This is a genomic window from Paraburkholderia sp. SOS3 (assembly GCF_001922345.1).
Taxonomy (GTDB): Bacteria; Pseudomonadota; Gammaproteobacteria; order Burkholderiales; family Burkholderiaceae; genus Paraburkholderia.
Genome location: NZ_CP018811.1, coordinates 4,263,393 through 4,277,690, shown reverse-complemented (window position 1 = coordinate 4,277,690; position 14,298 = coordinate 4,263,393). Strand labels below are relative to the sequence as shown.

The following is a 14,298-nucleotide window of genomic DNA, read 5'->3' as shown; positions in this document are numbered from 1 at the left end:
GCGGAGTAAAAAATGGCACGTTTGCAAGAATTCTATAAAGAGAAGGTTGTCCCCGGCCTGATCGAGAAGTTCGGCTACAAGTCCGTCATGGAAGTGCCGCGCATCACCAAGATCACGCTGAATATGGGTCTTGGCGAAGCCGTCGCTGACAAGAAGATCATCGAGAACGCCGTCGGCGATCTGACGAAGATCGCGGGTCAGAAGCCGGTGATCACGAAAGCGCGCAAGGCAATCGCGGGCTTCAAGATTCGCCAGGGCTATCCGATTGGTGCGATGGTCACGTTGCGTGGCCAGGCGATGTACGAATTTCTCGACCGTTTTGTGACGGTTGCGCTCCCGCGTGTGCGTGACTTCCGTGGCGTGTCGGGCCGTGCATTCGACGGTCGTGGCAACTACAACATCGGTGTGAAAGAGCAGATCATTTTCCCCGAAATCGACTACGACAAAATCGACGCGCTGCGTGGGCTGAACATCAGCATCACCACCACCGCGAAGACCGACGACGAAGCAAAGGCACTGCTCGCCAGCTTCAAGTTCCCGTTCAGAAACTGAGGTTACCGTGGCTAAACTGGCACTGATCGAACGTGAAAAGAAGCGTGCTCGCCTCGTAGCAAAGTACGCGGCGAAGCGTGCAGAACTAAAGGCGATCATCGACGACGCGAGCAAGTCGGACGAAGAGCGCTATGCCGCTCGTCTGGATCTGCAACAACTGCCTCGCAATGCAAACCCGACGCGTCAACGTAACCGTTGCGCGATCACGGGTCGTCCGCGTGGCACGTTCCGTAAATTCGGGCTGGCTCGTAACAAGATTCGTGAAATCGCGTTCCGTGGCGAGATCCCTGGCCTGACCAAGGCGAGCTGGTAATAGGAGAAACATAAGATGAGCATGAGTGATCCTATCGCCGATATGCTGACTCGCATCCGCAATGCGCAGATGGTCGAGAAAGTTTCGGTGACGATGCCCTCGTCGAAGGTCAAGATTGCGATCGCGCAGGTCCTGAAGGACGAAGGCTATATCGACGACTTCGCAGTGAAGTCCGAGGGCGCGAAGACGGAGCTGAATATTGCTCTGAAGTACTACGCCGGCCGTCCGGTCATCGAACGCCTCGAGCGCGTGTCGAAGCCTGGCCTGCGCGTGTACCGCGGCCGCAATGAGATTCCGCAGGTCATGAACGGCCTCGGCGTTGCAATCGTGTCGACGCCCAAGGGTGTGATGACGGATCGCAAGGCGCGCGCCACGGGCGTGGGCGGCGAAGTCATCTGCTACGTCGCTTAAGGCCGAAAGGAGAGAGAAACATGTCTCGAGTAGGTAAAAGCCCGGTTGCGCTGCAGGGCGCAGAAGTGGCGATCAGCGGCGAGCGTATTACCGTCAAGGGTCCGCTGGGCACAATCTCGCAAAACGCGAATCGCCTCGTGAAGGTGGTCAACGACAACGGCACGGTGAAGTTCGAGCCGATTGACGACAGCCGCGAGGCAAACGCAATGTCGGGCACGATGCGCGCACTGGTGGCGAACATGGTGAACGGCGTGACCAAGGGTTTCGAGCGCAAGCTGACGCTGGTTGGCGTTGGTTATCGTGCGCAAGCACAAGGCGACAAGTTGAATCTGTCGCTGGGTTTCTCGCACCCGGTGGTGCACCAGATGCCGGAAGGTATCAAGGCTGAAACCCCGTCGCAAACCGAAATCGTGATCAAGGGGATCGACAAGCAGAAGGTCGGCCAGGTTGCCGCGGAAGTGCGCGGTTACCGTCCACCCGAGCCCTATAAGGGCAAGGGTGTGCGCTATGCCGACGAGGTCGTGATCCTCAAAGAAACGAAGAAGAAGTAAGGGTGCGCAATCATGGATAAGACTCAATCTCGCCTGCGCCGCGCTCGTCAGACGCGTATCAAGATCGCTGAGCTGCAGGTCGCGCGCCTGGCCGTTCACCGCACGAACACGCATATCTATGCTCAAGTGTTCTCGCCGTGCGGCACCAAGGTGCTCGCCAGCGCGTCGACGCTCGAAGCCGAAGTGCGTGCGCAGCTCGCCGACCAGTCGGGTAAGGGCGGCAACGTTGCCGCTGCGACCCTGATCGGCAAGCGTATCGCTGAAAAGGCCAAGGCTGCCGGCATCGAATCCGTCGCCTTCGACCGCTCGGGTTTCCGCTACCACGGCCGCGTGAAAGCGCTGGCTGATGCCGCGCGCGAAGCCGGGCTCAAGTTCTAAGGGAAGAATTCGTCATGGCAAAGATGCAAGCGAAAGTTCAGGCTGACGAACGCGACGACGGCCTTCGCGAAAAAATGATCTCGGTCAATCGCGTGACCAAGGTGGTGAAGGGTGGCCGGATTCTAGGCTTCGCCGCACTGACCGTGGTTGGCGATGGTGATGGCCGCGTCGGTATGGGCAAAGGCAAGGCGAAGGAAGTGCCGGTTGCCGTCCAGAAGGCGATGGAACAGGCGCGCCGCAACATGTTCAAGGTGCCGCTCAAGAACGGCACGCTGCAACATGAAGTACACGGAAAACACGGCGCATCGACGGTCCTGCTCGCTCCGGCGAAGGACGGTACCGGTGTGATCGCCGGCGGTCCGATGCGTGCAGTGTTCGACGTGATGGGTGTGCAGAACGTCGTGGCGAAGAGCCACGGTTCGACGAACCCGTACAACCTCGTTCGTGCGACGCTCGACGGCCTGCGCAAGCAGTCCACGCCGGCGGATATCGCGGCGAAGCGTGGTAAGTCCGTCGAAGAAATTCTGGGCTAAAGGTGGGCACGATGTCTGAAAAAACTGTGAAGGTTCAGCTCGTCAAGAGCCTGATCGGCACCCGCGAATCGCACCGTGCAACGGTGCGCGGCTTGGGCCTGCGCCGACTCAACTCGGTCAGCGAACTGCAAGACACGCCGGCTGTGCGCGGCATGATCAACAAGGTCTCGTACCTTGTTAAGGTCATCGCTTAAGCGGCTGATCGGGTACTCAAGGAGTTGATAATGGAATTGAATAACCTGAAACCGGCAGAAGGCGCGAAGCACGCAAAGCGTCGCGTCGGCCGCGGTATCGGCTCCGGCCTCGGCAAGACCGCAGGTCGTGGTCACAAGGGTCAGAAATCGCGTTCGGGCGGCTTCCACAAGGTCGGCTTCGAAGGCGGTCAGATGCCTCTGCAGCGTCGTCTGCCGAAGCGCGGCTTCAAGTCGCTGACGAAGGAATTCGTCGGTGAAGTGCGGCTGGGCGATCTGGAAAAGTTGCCGGTCGACGAAATCGATCTGCTCGCACTGAAGCAGGCCGGTCTGGTTGGCGAGCTTATGAAGAGCGCGAAGATCATTGCGACGGGCGAGTTGAAGCGCAAGATCGTCGTGAAGGGTCTGGGTGCGACGAAGGGTGCACGTGCTGCGATTGAAGCAGCGGGTGGCTCTTTTGCCGAGTAACGAGCAAGCGGATTGCCGTCACTAGCATTTGCATCGGAGAAGGTACTTGGCTAACAGTCCGAGTCTCGCAAAACCCGGTCGCGGCGCGGCGAAGTTCGGCGACCTCCGTCGGCGTGCAGTGTTCCTGCTGCTGGCGCTGGTCGTCTATCGTATCGGCGCGCATATTCCGGTGCCGGGTATCGACCCGGATCAACTGGCGAAGCTGTTTCAAAGCCAGGCAGGCGGCATCCTGGGCATGTTCAACATGTTCTCGGGTGGCGCGTTGTCGCGATTCACGGTGTTTGCGCTGGGGATCATGCCGTACATCTCGGCGTCGATCATCATGCAGTTGCTGGCAATCGTGTCGCCGCAGCTGGAGGCGCTGAAGAAGGAAGGTCAAGCCGGGCAGCGGAAGATCACTCAGTACACACGAGTCTTCACCGTTCTGCTTGCGACGTTCCAGGCCTTTGGCATCGCGGTTGCGCTTGAGAATCAGCCAGGCCTCGTGCTCGATCCGGGCATGGTGTTTCGGTTAACGACAGTTGTGACGCTGGTAACGGGAACGATGTTCCTGATGTGGCTTGGCGAGCAGATCACGGAGCGTGGTCTGGGCAACGGTATCTCGATCATCATTTTTGGTGGCATCGCGGCGGGTTTCCCGAATGCGATCGGTGGTCTCTTCGAGCTCGTGCGTACCGGGTCGATGTCGATCATTTCGGCAATCATCGTGGTCGCGCTAATTGCAGCAGTGACGTATCTGGTGGTGTTCATCGAACGCGGCCAGCGCAAGATCCTTGTGAACTACGCGAAGCGTCAGGTTGGCAACAAGATCTACGGTGGCCAGTCGTCGCATCTGCCGCTGAAGTTGAATATGTCGGGCGTGATTCCGCCGATCTTTGCATCGTCGATCATCCTGTTTCCGGCGACGATTCTGAGCTGGTTCAGTTCCGGCGCGAACAACGGCGGCTGGTTTGCAGACACCCTGCACAACATTGCCGAAGCGCTGAAGCCAGGCCAGCCCGTGTACGTGTTGCTGTATGCGTTGGCGATCGTGTTTTTCTGCTTCTTTTACACCGCGCTGGTGTTCAACAGCAGGGAAACGGCCGACAACCTGAAGAAGAGTGGCGCATTCGTCCCGGGTATCCGTCCGGGCGACCAGACGGCACGCTATATCGACCGGATTCTTACGCGTCTGACGTTGGCCGGAGCGATCTATATCGTGTTCGTTTGCCTGCTGCCCGAATTTTTGGTGCTGCGCTGGAACGTGCCGTTTTATTTTGGTGGAACGTCGCTACTGATCATCGTGGTGGTCACCATGGATTTCATGGCGCAGGTGCAGTCGTACGTAATGTCGCAACAGTATGAATCGCTGCTGAAGAAAGCCAATTTCAAAGGCGGCGGCGTCCCAATGCGCTAAAGGACTTATGGCCAAAGACGATGTCATCCAGATGCAGGGCGAAGTGATTGAGAACCTGCCTAATGCTACCTTCAGGGTAAAGCTGGAGAACGGCCATGTCGTATTGGGACATATCTCCGGCAAGATGCGGATGCACTACATCCGGATCCTGCCGGGCGACAAGGTGACAGTTGAGTTGACGCCTTACGATCTGTCGCGTGCGCGGATCGTGTTCCGGGCGAAGTGATTTGAAAAAAGGGTAATATCATGAAAGTGATGGCATCGGTTAAGCGCATCTGCCGCAACTGCAAGATCATCAAGCGCAAGGGCGTTGTCCGCGTGATTTGCAGCTCTGATCCGCGCCACAAACAGCGTCAAGGCTGAACGCCGCGCTTTTGCTTGCGCTTTTTGTTTGAGGAAAAACAATGGCTCGTATCGCAGGGGTGAATATCCCGAACCACCAGCATACCGAAATTGGCCTGACGGCTATCTACGGTATCGGCCGCACGCGCTCGCGCATCATCTGCGAAGCCGCTGGTGTGGCATTTTCGAAGAAGGTCAAGGACCTGAACGACGCAGACCTCGAAAAGCTGCGTGAAGAAGTCGGCAAGTACATCGTCGAAGGCGATTTGCGTCGCGAAACGACGATGAACATCAAGCGTCTGATGGACCTCGGCTGCTACCGCGGCGTGCGTCATCGCAAGGGCCTGCCCCTGCGCGGCCAGCGTACGCGTACCAATGCGCGCACGCGTAAGGGTCCGCGTCGCGCAGCGCAATCGCTGAAGAAGTAAGCGAGACTGACAGTTACAGGAAAACGTATGGCTAAGGCTTCGAACAACACCGCGGCGCAACGCGTTCGCAAGAAGGTCAAGAAGAACGTCGCCGAGGGCGTGGTTCACGTTCACGCGTCGTTCAACAACACCATCATCACGATCACCGATCGTCAGGGCAACGCGCTTGCCTGGGCGACGTCGGGTGGCCAGGGCTTCAAGGGTTCGCGTAAGTCGACCCCGTTCGCAGCCCAGGTTGCAGCGGAATCGGCGGGCCGTGTGGCGATGGAATACGGCGTCAAGAACCTCGAAGTGCGAATCAAGGGCCCGGGTCCTGGTCGTGAGTCGGCGGTCCGTGCGCTGCATGGCCTTGGCATCAAGATCACGGCGATCTCGGACGTTACCCCGGTTCCGCACAACGGTTGCCGTCCGCCGAAGCGTCGTCGTATCTAAGACGTACTTTTTGCTTGCGCCTGTTTCCGCCGGGTGTTGAACCGGTGGCGACGGGCGACTTGTTTTATTGAATCGACTAAGCCCACCGTTCGACCCAAGGGGGTCGGACTAGCGTGAACGAGAGTTCACGTGATCAAACATAGAAGGAACGCAAAGTGGCACGCTATATCGGCCCTAAAGCCAAGCTGTCCCGCCGTGAAGGCACTGATCTCTTCCTGAAGAGCGCCCGCCGTTCGCTCGCCGACAAATGCAAGCTCGACAGCAAGCCGGGCCAGCATGGCCGCACATCGGGTGCGCGCACGTCCGATTACGGCACGCAGCTGCGCGAAAAACAAAAAGTGAAGCGCATCTACGGCATTCTCGAGCGCCAATTCCGCCGTTACTTCGCGGAAGCCGACCGTCGCAAGGGCAACACCGGTGAGAACCTGCTGCAACTGCTCGAGTCGCGTCTGGACAACGTCGTCTATCGTATGGGCTTCGGCTCGACGCGCGCTGAAGCGCGTCAGCTTGTGGGCCACAAGGCGATTACCGTCAACGGTACGGTCGCGAACATCCCGTCTCTGCAAGTGAAGGCAGGCGACGTCGTCGCGGTGCGTGAGCAGGCGAAGAAGCAGGCGCGCATTCTCGAAGCGCTGTCGCTGGCTGAGCAAGGTGGTCTGCCGAGCTGGGTCGCTGTCGACACGAAAAAGTTCGAGGGCACGTTCAAGCAGATGCCGGAACGCAGCGACATCGCTGGCGATATCAACGAAAGCCTGATCGTCGAATTGTATTCGCGCTAATCGGATTAACGGCCGGGGTACCCTGATTGCGTTGTGCAAGGGGGTGTCTCGGCTGTTTATTTTCAGGTTGTTACCGGTCAGCCTTATCGGTGTAACGAGCCGAGGGTATTGAAAAGGAAAACCTATGCAAACCAGTTTGTTGAAACCCAAGATTATCGCCGTTGAATCGTTGGGCGAAAGCCACGCGAAGGTGGTCATGGAGCCGTTCGAACGCGGCTATGGCCACACCTTGGGTAACGCGCTTCGGCGCGTATTGCTGTCGTCGATGATCGGCTATGCGCCGACCGAAGTGACGATCGCAGGCGTCGTGCATGAGTATTCGACGCTGGACGGTGTGCAGGAGGACGTGGTCAACCTGTTGCTGAACCTCAAGGGCGTGGTGTTCAAGCTGCATAACCGTGACGAAGTGACGGTTACGCTGCGCAAGGAAGGCGAAGGCGTCGTCACCGCGGGCGATATCGAGCTCGCGCACGACTGTGAAGTGATCAACCCTGATCACGTGATCGCGCATCTGTCGAAGGGCGGCAAGCTCGACGTTCAGATCAAGGTTGAGAAGGGCCGCGGTTATGTGCCGGGCAACGTGCGTCGCTACGGCGAAGAGTCGGCGAAGATCATCGGCCGTATCGTGCTCGACGCATCGTTCTCGCCGGTTCGCCGGGTGAGCTACGCAGTCGAAAGCGCGCGCGTCGAGCAGCGTACCGATCTCGACAAGCTCGTGATGAACATCGAAACCAACGGTGTGATTTCGCCGGAGGAAGCGATTCGTCAGTCGGCGCGTATTCTGGTCGACCAGCTGTCGGTGTTTGCCGCACTGGAAGGTACGGAAGCCGCGGCGGAAGCGCCGTCGCGCGCACCGCAGATCGATCCGATCCTGCTGCGTCCGGTCGATGATCTCGAGCTCACCGTTCGTTCGGCAAACTGCCTGAAGGCCGAGAACATCTACTACATCGGCGATCTGATCCAGCGCACCGAAAACGAGCTGCTGAAGACGCCGAACCTCGGTCGCAAGTCGCTGAACGAGATCAAGGAAGTGCTCGCTTCGCGCGGTTTGACGCTCGGTATGAAGCTCGAAAACTGGCCGCCGGCTGGTCTCGACAAGTAAATCGGCAAGTTCGTCGTGGCGCGCGGTCAAGCAGCGCGCACGACAGCAGTACCGCAACTGGCGAAGACGCGGATTTTCCTTTAAAATCCGCGTCTTGCTGTTTTTCTCTACCGGCCCGTGCACACCGCATTCTCATCGGCATGAGAAGCGACGTGCGATAGAAGAGCTGGATCAAAACTTCGAATCAAGGAAATTGAAATGCGTCACCGTCATGGCCTGCGGAAACTGAACCGCACGAGCAGCCACCGTCTGGCAATGCTCCGTAACATGTCCAATTCGCTGATCGAGCACGAAGTCATCAAGACCACGCTGCCGAAGGCGAAGGAACTCCGTAAAGTCGTCGAGCCGCTGATCACGCTCGGCAAGAAGCCGTCGCTGGCTAACCGCCGTCTGGCGTTCAACCGTCTGCGCGATCGTGACTCGGTCACGAAGCTGTTCGATGTACTCGGTCCGCGCTTCGCGAACCGTCCGGGCGGCTATCTGCGTATCCTGAAGTTCGGTTTCCGCGTCGGCGATAACGCACCGATGGCGCTCGTCGAACTGCTCGACCGTCCGGAGCCGGTTGAAGCCGAGAACGTCGCGGAAGCTGAATAAGCTCGCTGTCGTCGGCTGATACGAAGAAACACGAAAACCAGGCCTTGCGCCTGGTTTTTTGCTTTCGGCTCCCACTCTCGGCTTCGGCCTCTGTGCCTCAGGCGCTTTGCTTTGCCTGCCGGTCGACTGACAAGTGACCGGCAAGAGTCTACCCGCTGGTTCGCCGCGAAAGCTCGATGGAGCAAGGTGATACGATAGCGGAAGCGAATTTTGTACCGCTGTTTTGTCCGGTGAAGGAGGCGTCGGAAATCATGAACGTGATCCTGATGATGACCACGGTGCCCGACACGACCATCGCCGAAAAGCTGACGACGGAGATCCTCGCCGCGCGGCTTGCCGCATGCGCAACGCAACTCGGCGCCACGCGTTCGAGCTTTCACTGGCAGAGCAAGATCGAATCAGCCGACGAAATCCAGTTGCTGTTCAAGACCAGCATCGCCCGGGCGCAGGAACTCGAGCAGTTCATCCTGTCGCATCATCCTTACGACACCCCGGAAATCCTCTCGTGGCAAGCGATCGCGTCGGCCGCGTATGGGCAGTGGGTCAACGCGGAAACTCAACGTCCCATCCATGTTTAACGGCCTCAATTCGCCTTTGCTCGGTGTCATACGTGTTGCCAGACTGCTTTTCACGTGTCTGCTGATCACGCTGTTCTCGGTCGGCGCGGCTCGTGCCGCTGACGATTTCCTCGACCCTGCCGTCGCATTCAAATTCAGCGCGACTGAACAGCCCGGCGAAGTCGACGTCCACTACAAGATCGCGGACGGGTACTACATGTACCGCGAGCGTTTTTCGTTTGCGGTTCGTAACGGCACGTCGACGATCGGTGCTCCGCAACTGCCGGCCGGTCACGTCAAGTTCGACGAGACCTTCCAGAAGAACGTCGAAACCTATCGTGGCGAACTGACCATTCGCATTCCGGTGAAGCAGGCAAACGGAGCGTTCGATCTCGCGGTCACGTCACAGGGTTGTGCCGACGCGGGCATCTGCTACCCACCGATGGAGCGCGTGTATCACGTGAGTGGCGCGGCGCTCCAGGCGGCAGGCGCCGGCGCGACGACGAGCGCCATGCAGGCGACCAGATCCGCGATAGACACATCCGCCTCGACGAGCTGGTACGAACGCGCGACGAGCGCGGACTACGCGCAATCGTTGCTGCAAGGCGGTGGGTTCTTCGCCATCGTCGGCTTGTACTTCGTCGCCGGTATGGTGCTGAGCCTCCTGCCGTGTTCTTACCCGATGATTCCGATTCTTTCCGCAATCATCATCGGTGAGGGCGCGCGCGTGACGCGCGCGCGCGGCTTCGGCCTGTCGGTGTCGTACGTGATCGGTATGGCGCTCGTCTATACGGCGCTCGGCATTGCGGCGGCCCTTGTTGGGCAGAGCCTCGGCGCGTGGCTGCAAAACCCGTGGGTACTCGGCGCGTTCGCGGTCCTGCTAACGGCGTTTGCGCTGACCTTGATCGCCGGCGTCGATATCGCGTTGCCGCAGCGTTGGCAAAGCGGGGTGTCGAAAGCGTCGGAGCGGCGATCGGGCGGCAAGTTTGCGGCCGTCGCGGCGATGGGCGCGCTGTCAGCGCTCGTCGTCGGCGCCTGCATGACGGCACCGCTCTTTGCGGTGCTCGCGTTTATCGCGCACACGGGCAACGCCGCGCTCGGCGGTGCCGCGCTGTTCGCGATGGGAATCGGGCTCGGCGTGCCGCTGCTTATCATCGGTCTGGGCGCGGGCACGATTTTGCCGCGCGCTGGCTCATGGATGGACAGTGTGAAAGTGTTCTTCGGCGTCGTTCTGCTGGCGGCTGCACTGTGGATCGTGTGGCCCGTGCTCGGCGGTACTGCACAGATGCTGTTGAGCGTGTTGTGGCTACTGATCGCAGCGGCGGCGTTGGGGCTATTCTCGCCGCCGCGGCATTCGGGCAATGGCAAAGCACTCTGGCGCGGTCTCGGACGCGGCATCGGCGCTGCGTGCGCGATCTGGGCGGCAGTGCTGCTGGTTGGCATCGCGACTGGTTCGACCGATCCGCTGCGGCCTCTCGCGTTGCTTGCGAGCCGTGCGTCCGGGGGCGCGGGCGCGCAAGGAGTGGGTGACGCCGCAAGGGCACCAAGCGACCTCGCGTTCGCGCCAGTCAGTTCGTCCGGTCAGCTGGACCAGATGGTGAAGACCGCCGCACAGCCCGCGATGCTCGATTTCTACGCGGATTGGTGCGTGAGCTGCAAGGAGATGGAGAAGTTCACGTTCAGCGACCCGCGCGTCAGTGCGCGCTTGAAGCAGTTGACGCTGCTGCGTGCCGACGTCACCGCAAACGATGCCGACGATCAGGCACTGTTGAAGCGTTTTAATCTCTTCGGGCCGCCAGGCATCATCTTCTTCAATCGGGATGGGAAGGAAGTGTTGCGCGTGGTCGGCTACGAATCGGCGGATACGTTTCTGCGTAGCCTCGACCGCGTCGCAGCCGGGAAACAATTGCCGCAGTCTTGAGTCCCACGCGGCGCCGTCGCCGTCGTCAGTTGCGGCTTGCGGGCGAATCCCCTTCGCCAGAACGCGGTGCGCCATGTCGAAAGAAAAGGCAGGGCATCCTCGAGAATGTCCTGCCTTTCATCGCGTCATTGACCTGAGACAGGTCGAACCGTGATGTTTCGCCGATCGCATCACGATCGCATCGACAACGCGCGCCCGCCCTCGGCAGCCGCGCGCGATCCGCGACAAAGCCTCAACAATCGCCGCTCACTTCCGAGCGCGAAGCAATCTCGCAGCATCGAGCGCGAAGTACGTCAACACGCCGTTCGCACCGGCGCGCTTGAATGCGAGCAGCGACTCCATCATCACCTTGTCATGGTCGAGCCAGCCGTTTTGCGCGGCTGCCTTCAACATCGCATACTCGCCGCTTACCTGGTACACGTACGTCGGGAAATGAAACTCGTCGCGTACGCGGCGCACGATATCGAGGTAGGGCATGCCGGGCTTGACCATCACCATGTCCGCGCCTTCGTCGATGTCGGCACGGATCTCTCGCATCGCCTCGTCTGAATTGGACGGATCGAGCTGATACGTCATCTTGTTGCTCTTGCCGAGATTCGCCGCGGAACCGACTGCATCGCGAAACGGACCATAAAAGGCCGACGCGAATTTTGCCGAGTACGCCATGATCCGCGTATGAATATGCTCTTCGCTCTCGAGCATCTCGCGAATCGCGCCGATGCGGCCGTCCATCATGTCCGATGGCGCGACGATGTCGACGCCGGCTTCAGCCTGCGCCTTCGCCTGCTCGCTCAGGATCTCGACCGTCGCATCGTTGATCACGTAACCGGACTCGTCGAGTACGCCGTCCTGGCCGTGGCTCGTGTAAGGATCGAGTGCAACGTCGGTTAGCACGCCGAGCTCGGGGAAGCGCTTCTTCAGCTCGCGCACCGCACGCGGAATCAGACCGGCGGGATTCGTGGCCTCGCGGCCATCCGGCGTCTTCAGCGACGGTTCGATGACCGGGAACAGCGACAACACGGGCACGCCCAGTTCGACGCATTGCTCGGCCACACCCATCAACAGATCGACCGATACGCGCTCGACGCCGGGCATCGACGGCACCGCTTGCCGCACATTGTTGCCCTCGATGACGAACACGGGATATATCAGGTCATTAGTGGTGAGAACGTTCTCGCGCATCATGCGGCGCGAGAATTCGTCGCGGCGCATGCGGCGCGGACGGTGATGCGGGTAAAAACTCATATCGAAACTCGTGCGAATGTGAAACGGAGGGCGTCTGGCTGCCAGAAACTTTTTGAGACAATGGTATATCATACCGATCGAGCGAGGCGCGCTGCGCCAACCTCCCCGCTTCTCCTCCCTGAGCGGGTGCCTGTCGTTATTCGATTAGGCTGTTTAGCCCGCCGTCTACATGCGGCGGGTTTTTTTATGCTCGACCGAACTCGCGCGCTGTGCGCCGTGGTTCCCAAAGTGTGTGCAGAACGCTGCAGCGCAGTGATCGACAGGCGACCACGCTATTACGGCACGGCCCCGCGCTGCAGCGCCGTCGCTCAAGCCTGCTACGTCATGCTTCGCCCGTCGGATTCGCTGCGGGATCGTCCACGGCATCAGGCGCAATCCAGCTTTCGATCAGTTCATGGGCCTCCTCGAGACCCGTTCGCTTGAGCGCCGAAAAGAGTTGTGCCGAGAGTTCGCCCTGATAGCCGGCCGCGCGATACTCTGCGAACCCCTTCTTTGTCGTGCGTAACGCGTTGGTGCTTTCCTGACGCGTCAATTTGTCGCATTTGGTCAGCAACGTATGAATGGGCTTGCCGGTCGGGGCAAACCACTCGATCATCCGCCGGTCGAGTTCGGTGAGCGGTCGCCGGGAATCCATCATCAGGATCATCCCGCGTAGTTGCGCGCGCGTTTGCAAGTAAGTCGACAGCAACGCTTCCCAATGGGCTTTTGCCGCACCCGGCACCTCGGCGTAGCCATAGCCCGGCAGGTCGACCAGATGCGCAACGGGTTCCTCGGCCGGCCCCACCGAAAAGTAATTGATGTGCTGCGTGCGTCCCGGCGTTTTACTCGCGAACGCGAGCCTCTTCTGATTGCATAGCACATTGATCGCCGTGGATTTGCCCGCGTTCGATCTCCCGGCAAACGCGATCTCAGGCTGCGCGGAGGGCGGCAGATCGCGCAAATGATTGACAGTGGTGAAAAAGCGAGCCTGGTGGAGCAGAAAGGGCATGGAGGAGACCGGGAACGGGACGCAGCAAAGGGGCGAAGAAACTGGGCGTACAAACTGCGCGCAGAAGCGGGATGCAAATGCAGACCGCAAAACGCGCTACAGAAGCAGGCGCGATAGCCGCCGGGGCAAGCCCGACTGGCGTCTTGGCGATTAGCGAGTTATTGTACAATACGATGGTTTACTGAAAACCTGTGGAGTGTCGCGTGGATCAAAGTGTTATCAGGCGCGCGCTCAATACGTGACTGGGGTTGCGAGGTAATTCAATCAGGTAATTCGGTCGCCGTCGTATTTTGCAGAACCTCTAATTCCCACAAGACGAAACAGGGTGTGCGAATGAATCGACTGGGCAGGATTCTGGTGGTGCTTCACACAGCAGCAGGTCTTTCAGGTTTGGCGGTACAGGCAAAAGCAGCGGATCAGTCGAAGCCGGATTTGAATCGGGGGCAGGCAATCGCAGCGCAGGTTTGCGCTTCGTGTCACGGTGCGGATGGCAACAGCGCGGGCGGCGCGTATCCGAAGCTCGCCGGGCAGCATCCCGAGTACCTCGTCAAACAGCTCAAGGATTTCAAAACGCAACCGGGCGCGAAACAGCCCGCGCGTAACAATCCGATCATGGCAGGCATTGCAGGCGCGTTGTCGGATCAGGACATGGTGAACGTCGCGGCGTATTTCGCGACGCAAGCGCCGAAGCCCGGTTACGCGCACAACAAGAACACGGTGCCGCTCGGGCAGAAGATTTATCGGGCCGGCATTGCGGACAAGGGCGTGCCGGCTTGCGCAAGCTGCCATGGGCCGACAGGCCAGGGCATTCCGTCGCAGTATCCGCGCGTATCGGGGCAGTGGTCCGACTACCTTGTTGCGCAGTTGACGGCGTTCCAGCAAGGGCCTGGCGCGCGCAACAACAACGAGGCAATGCATCAGATTGCGCAGCGTCTGTCCGATAGCGAGATCAAGGCCGTCGCTGATTACATGGCCGGTTTGCATTAAGCTAGCGTCCGCGCGCAAGTCGCGTTGCGCGGCGAGCCGCGGGGCGAGCCGAAACTCGTGGCCGTTTTGCGGTGCGCTGCAGTTGTGTAGCGAAACGGTACTTGAACCGGTAAATGAAGCGGTACATGAA

General features: G+C 59.7%; 21 protein-coding genes. 19 read left to right on the top strand and 2 right to left on the bottom strand.

All coding sequences use genetic code 11. From position 1 onward, the window contains the following. Positions 1-12: 12 nt before the first annotated feature. From rplE to dsbD, 18 genes are all read left to right on the top strand, one after another. Positions 13-552, top strand: a complete 540-nt coding sequence (rplE, locus tag BTO02_RS19080; protein WP_006052214.1) for a 50S ribosomal protein L5 — start codon at positions 13-15, stop codon at positions 550-552. A gap of 7 nt (positions 553-559) precedes the next feature. Continuing rightward, on the top strand, positions 560-865 hold the full coding sequence (rpsN, locus tag BTO02_RS19075; protein WP_075158344.1) for a 30S ribosomal protein S14: 306 nt from the start codon (positions 560-562) through the stop codon (positions 863-865). Between the two features lie 15 nt (positions 866-880). Next, on the top strand, positions 881-1,276 hold the full coding sequence (gene rpsH / locus BTO02_RS19070) for a 30S ribosomal protein S8 (protein WP_075158343.1): 396 nt from the start codon (positions 881-883) through the stop codon (positions 1,274-1,276). 20 nt (positions 1,277-1,296) lie between these two features. After that, positions 1,297-1,827 carry a 50S ribosomal protein L6 gene (rplF, locus tag BTO02_RS19065; protein WP_075158342.1) on the top strand — a complete coding sequence of 177 codons (531 nt, stop codon included), beginning with the start codon at positions 1,297-1,299 and terminating at the stop codon, positions 1,825-1,827. 12 nt (positions 1,828-1,839) lie between these two features. Beyond that, entirely contained in the window at positions 1,840-2,205 is a 366-nt protein-coding gene (rplR, locus tag BTO02_RS19060) for a 50S ribosomal protein L18 (protein WP_008923336.1), read from the top strand. Between the two features lie 14 nt (positions 2,206-2,219). After that, entirely contained in the window at positions 2,220-2,738 is a 519-nt protein-coding gene (rpsE, locus tag BTO02_RS19055; RefSeq protein WP_004197945.1) for a 30S ribosomal protein S5, read from the top strand. An 11-nt stretch (positions 2,739-2,749) separates the two neighbouring features. Beyond that, complete coding sequence (gene rpmD, locus BTO02_RS19050) at positions 2,750-2,932, top strand: 50S ribosomal protein L30 (RefSeq protein ID WP_006400644.1); 183 nt, start codon at positions 2,750-2,752, stop codon at positions 2,930-2,932. A gap of 30 nt (positions 2,933-2,962) precedes the next feature. After that, entirely contained in the window at positions 2,963-3,397 is a 435-nt protein-coding gene (gene rplO / locus BTO02_RS19045) for a 50S ribosomal protein L15 (protein ID WP_075158341.1), read from the top strand. A gap of 46 nt (positions 3,398-3,443) precedes the next feature. Next, positions 3,444-4,793 carry a preprotein translocase subunit SecY gene (gene secY / locus BTO02_RS19040; protein WP_075158340.1) on the top strand — a complete coding sequence of 450 codons (1,350 nt, stop codon included), beginning with the start codon at positions 3,444-3,446 and terminating at the stop codon, positions 4,791-4,793. Positions 4,794-4,800: 7 nt separating this feature from the next. Beyond that, on the top strand, positions 4,801-5,019 hold the full coding sequence (gene infA, locus BTO02_RS19035) for a translation initiation factor IF-1 (protein ID WP_004521905.1): 219 nt from the start codon (positions 4,801-4,803) through the stop codon (positions 5,017-5,019). A gap of 20 nt (positions 5,020-5,039) precedes the next feature. After that, entirely contained in the window at positions 5,040-5,156 is a 117-nt protein-coding gene (gene rpmJ, locus BTO02_RS19030) for a 50S ribosomal protein L36 (RefSeq protein WP_004199844.1), read from the top strand. Positions 5,157-5,197: 41 nt separating this feature from the next. Further along, positions 5,198-5,563 carry a 30S ribosomal protein S13 gene (gene rpsM, locus BTO02_RS19025; protein ID WP_075158339.1) on the top strand — a complete coding sequence of 122 codons (366 nt, stop codon included), beginning with the start codon at positions 5,198-5,200 and terminating at the stop codon, positions 5,561-5,563. A gap of 27 nt (positions 5,564-5,590) precedes the next feature. Further along, a complete protein-coding gene (gene rpsK, locus BTO02_RS19020) occupies positions 5,591-5,995 on the top strand; it encodes a 30S ribosomal protein S11 (protein ID WP_017777173.1) in 405 nt (134 codons plus the stop codon). Positions 5,996-6,150: 155 nt separating this feature from the next. After that, a complete protein-coding gene (gene rpsD / locus BTO02_RS19015; RefSeq protein ID WP_075158338.1) occupies positions 6,151-6,774 on the top strand; it encodes a 30S ribosomal protein S4 in 624 nt (207 codons plus the stop codon). Between the two features lie 124 nt (positions 6,775-6,898). Next, the gene (locus BTO02_RS19010) at positions 6,899-7,876 is read left to right on the top strand and encodes a DNA-directed RNA polymerase subunit alpha (RefSeq protein WP_027199071.1); all 978 of its coding nucleotides are present in this window, start codon (positions 6,899-6,901) and stop codon (positions 7,874-7,876) included. Between the two features lie 198 nt (positions 7,877-8,074). Next, complete coding sequence (rplQ, locus tag BTO02_RS19005) at positions 8,075-8,470, top strand: 50S ribosomal protein L17 (protein WP_075158337.1); 396 nt, start codon at positions 8,075-8,077, stop codon at positions 8,468-8,470. Positions 8,471-8,721: 251 nt separating this feature from the next. After that, entirely contained in the window at positions 8,722-9,048 is a 327-nt protein-coding gene (cutA, locus tag BTO02_RS19000) for a divalent-cation tolerance protein CutA (RefSeq protein ID WP_075159013.1), read from the top strand. Then, positions 9,041-10,948: a protein-disulfide reductase DsbD gene (gene dsbD, locus BTO02_RS18995; RefSeq protein WP_075158336.1), complete on the top strand. Its 1,908-nt coding sequence runs from the start codon at positions 9,041-9,043 to the stop codon at positions 10,946-10,948. Before cutA ends, dsbD begins: the two co-directional genes overlap by 8 nt. 246 nt (positions 10,949-11,194) lie before the next feature. On the opposite strand, the gene hemB is transcribed toward dsbD, so the two are convergent. Further along, on the bottom strand, positions 11,195-12,193 hold the full coding sequence (hemB, locus tag BTO02_RS18990) for a porphobilinogen synthase (RefSeq protein ID WP_075158335.1): 999 nt from the start codon (positions 12,191-12,193) through the stop codon (positions 11,195-11,197). A 322-nt stretch (positions 12,194-12,515) separates the two neighbouring features. Continuing rightward, positions 12,516-13,181 carry a ribosome biogenesis GTP-binding protein YihA/YsxC gene (gene yihA, locus BTO02_RS18985; RefSeq protein WP_075158334.1) on the bottom strand — a complete coding sequence of 222 codons (666 nt, stop codon included), beginning with the start codon at positions 13,179-13,181 and terminating at the stop codon, positions 12,516-12,518. Between the two features lie 333 nt (positions 13,182-13,514). Between yihA and BTO02_RS18980 the strand changes: the two genes are divergently transcribed. Then, on the top strand, positions 13,515-14,168 hold the full coding sequence (locus BTO02_RS18980; protein WP_075158333.1) for a c-type cytochrome: 654 nt from the start codon (positions 13,515-13,517) through the stop codon (positions 14,166-14,168). Positions 14,169-14,298 lie beyond the last annotated feature (130 nt).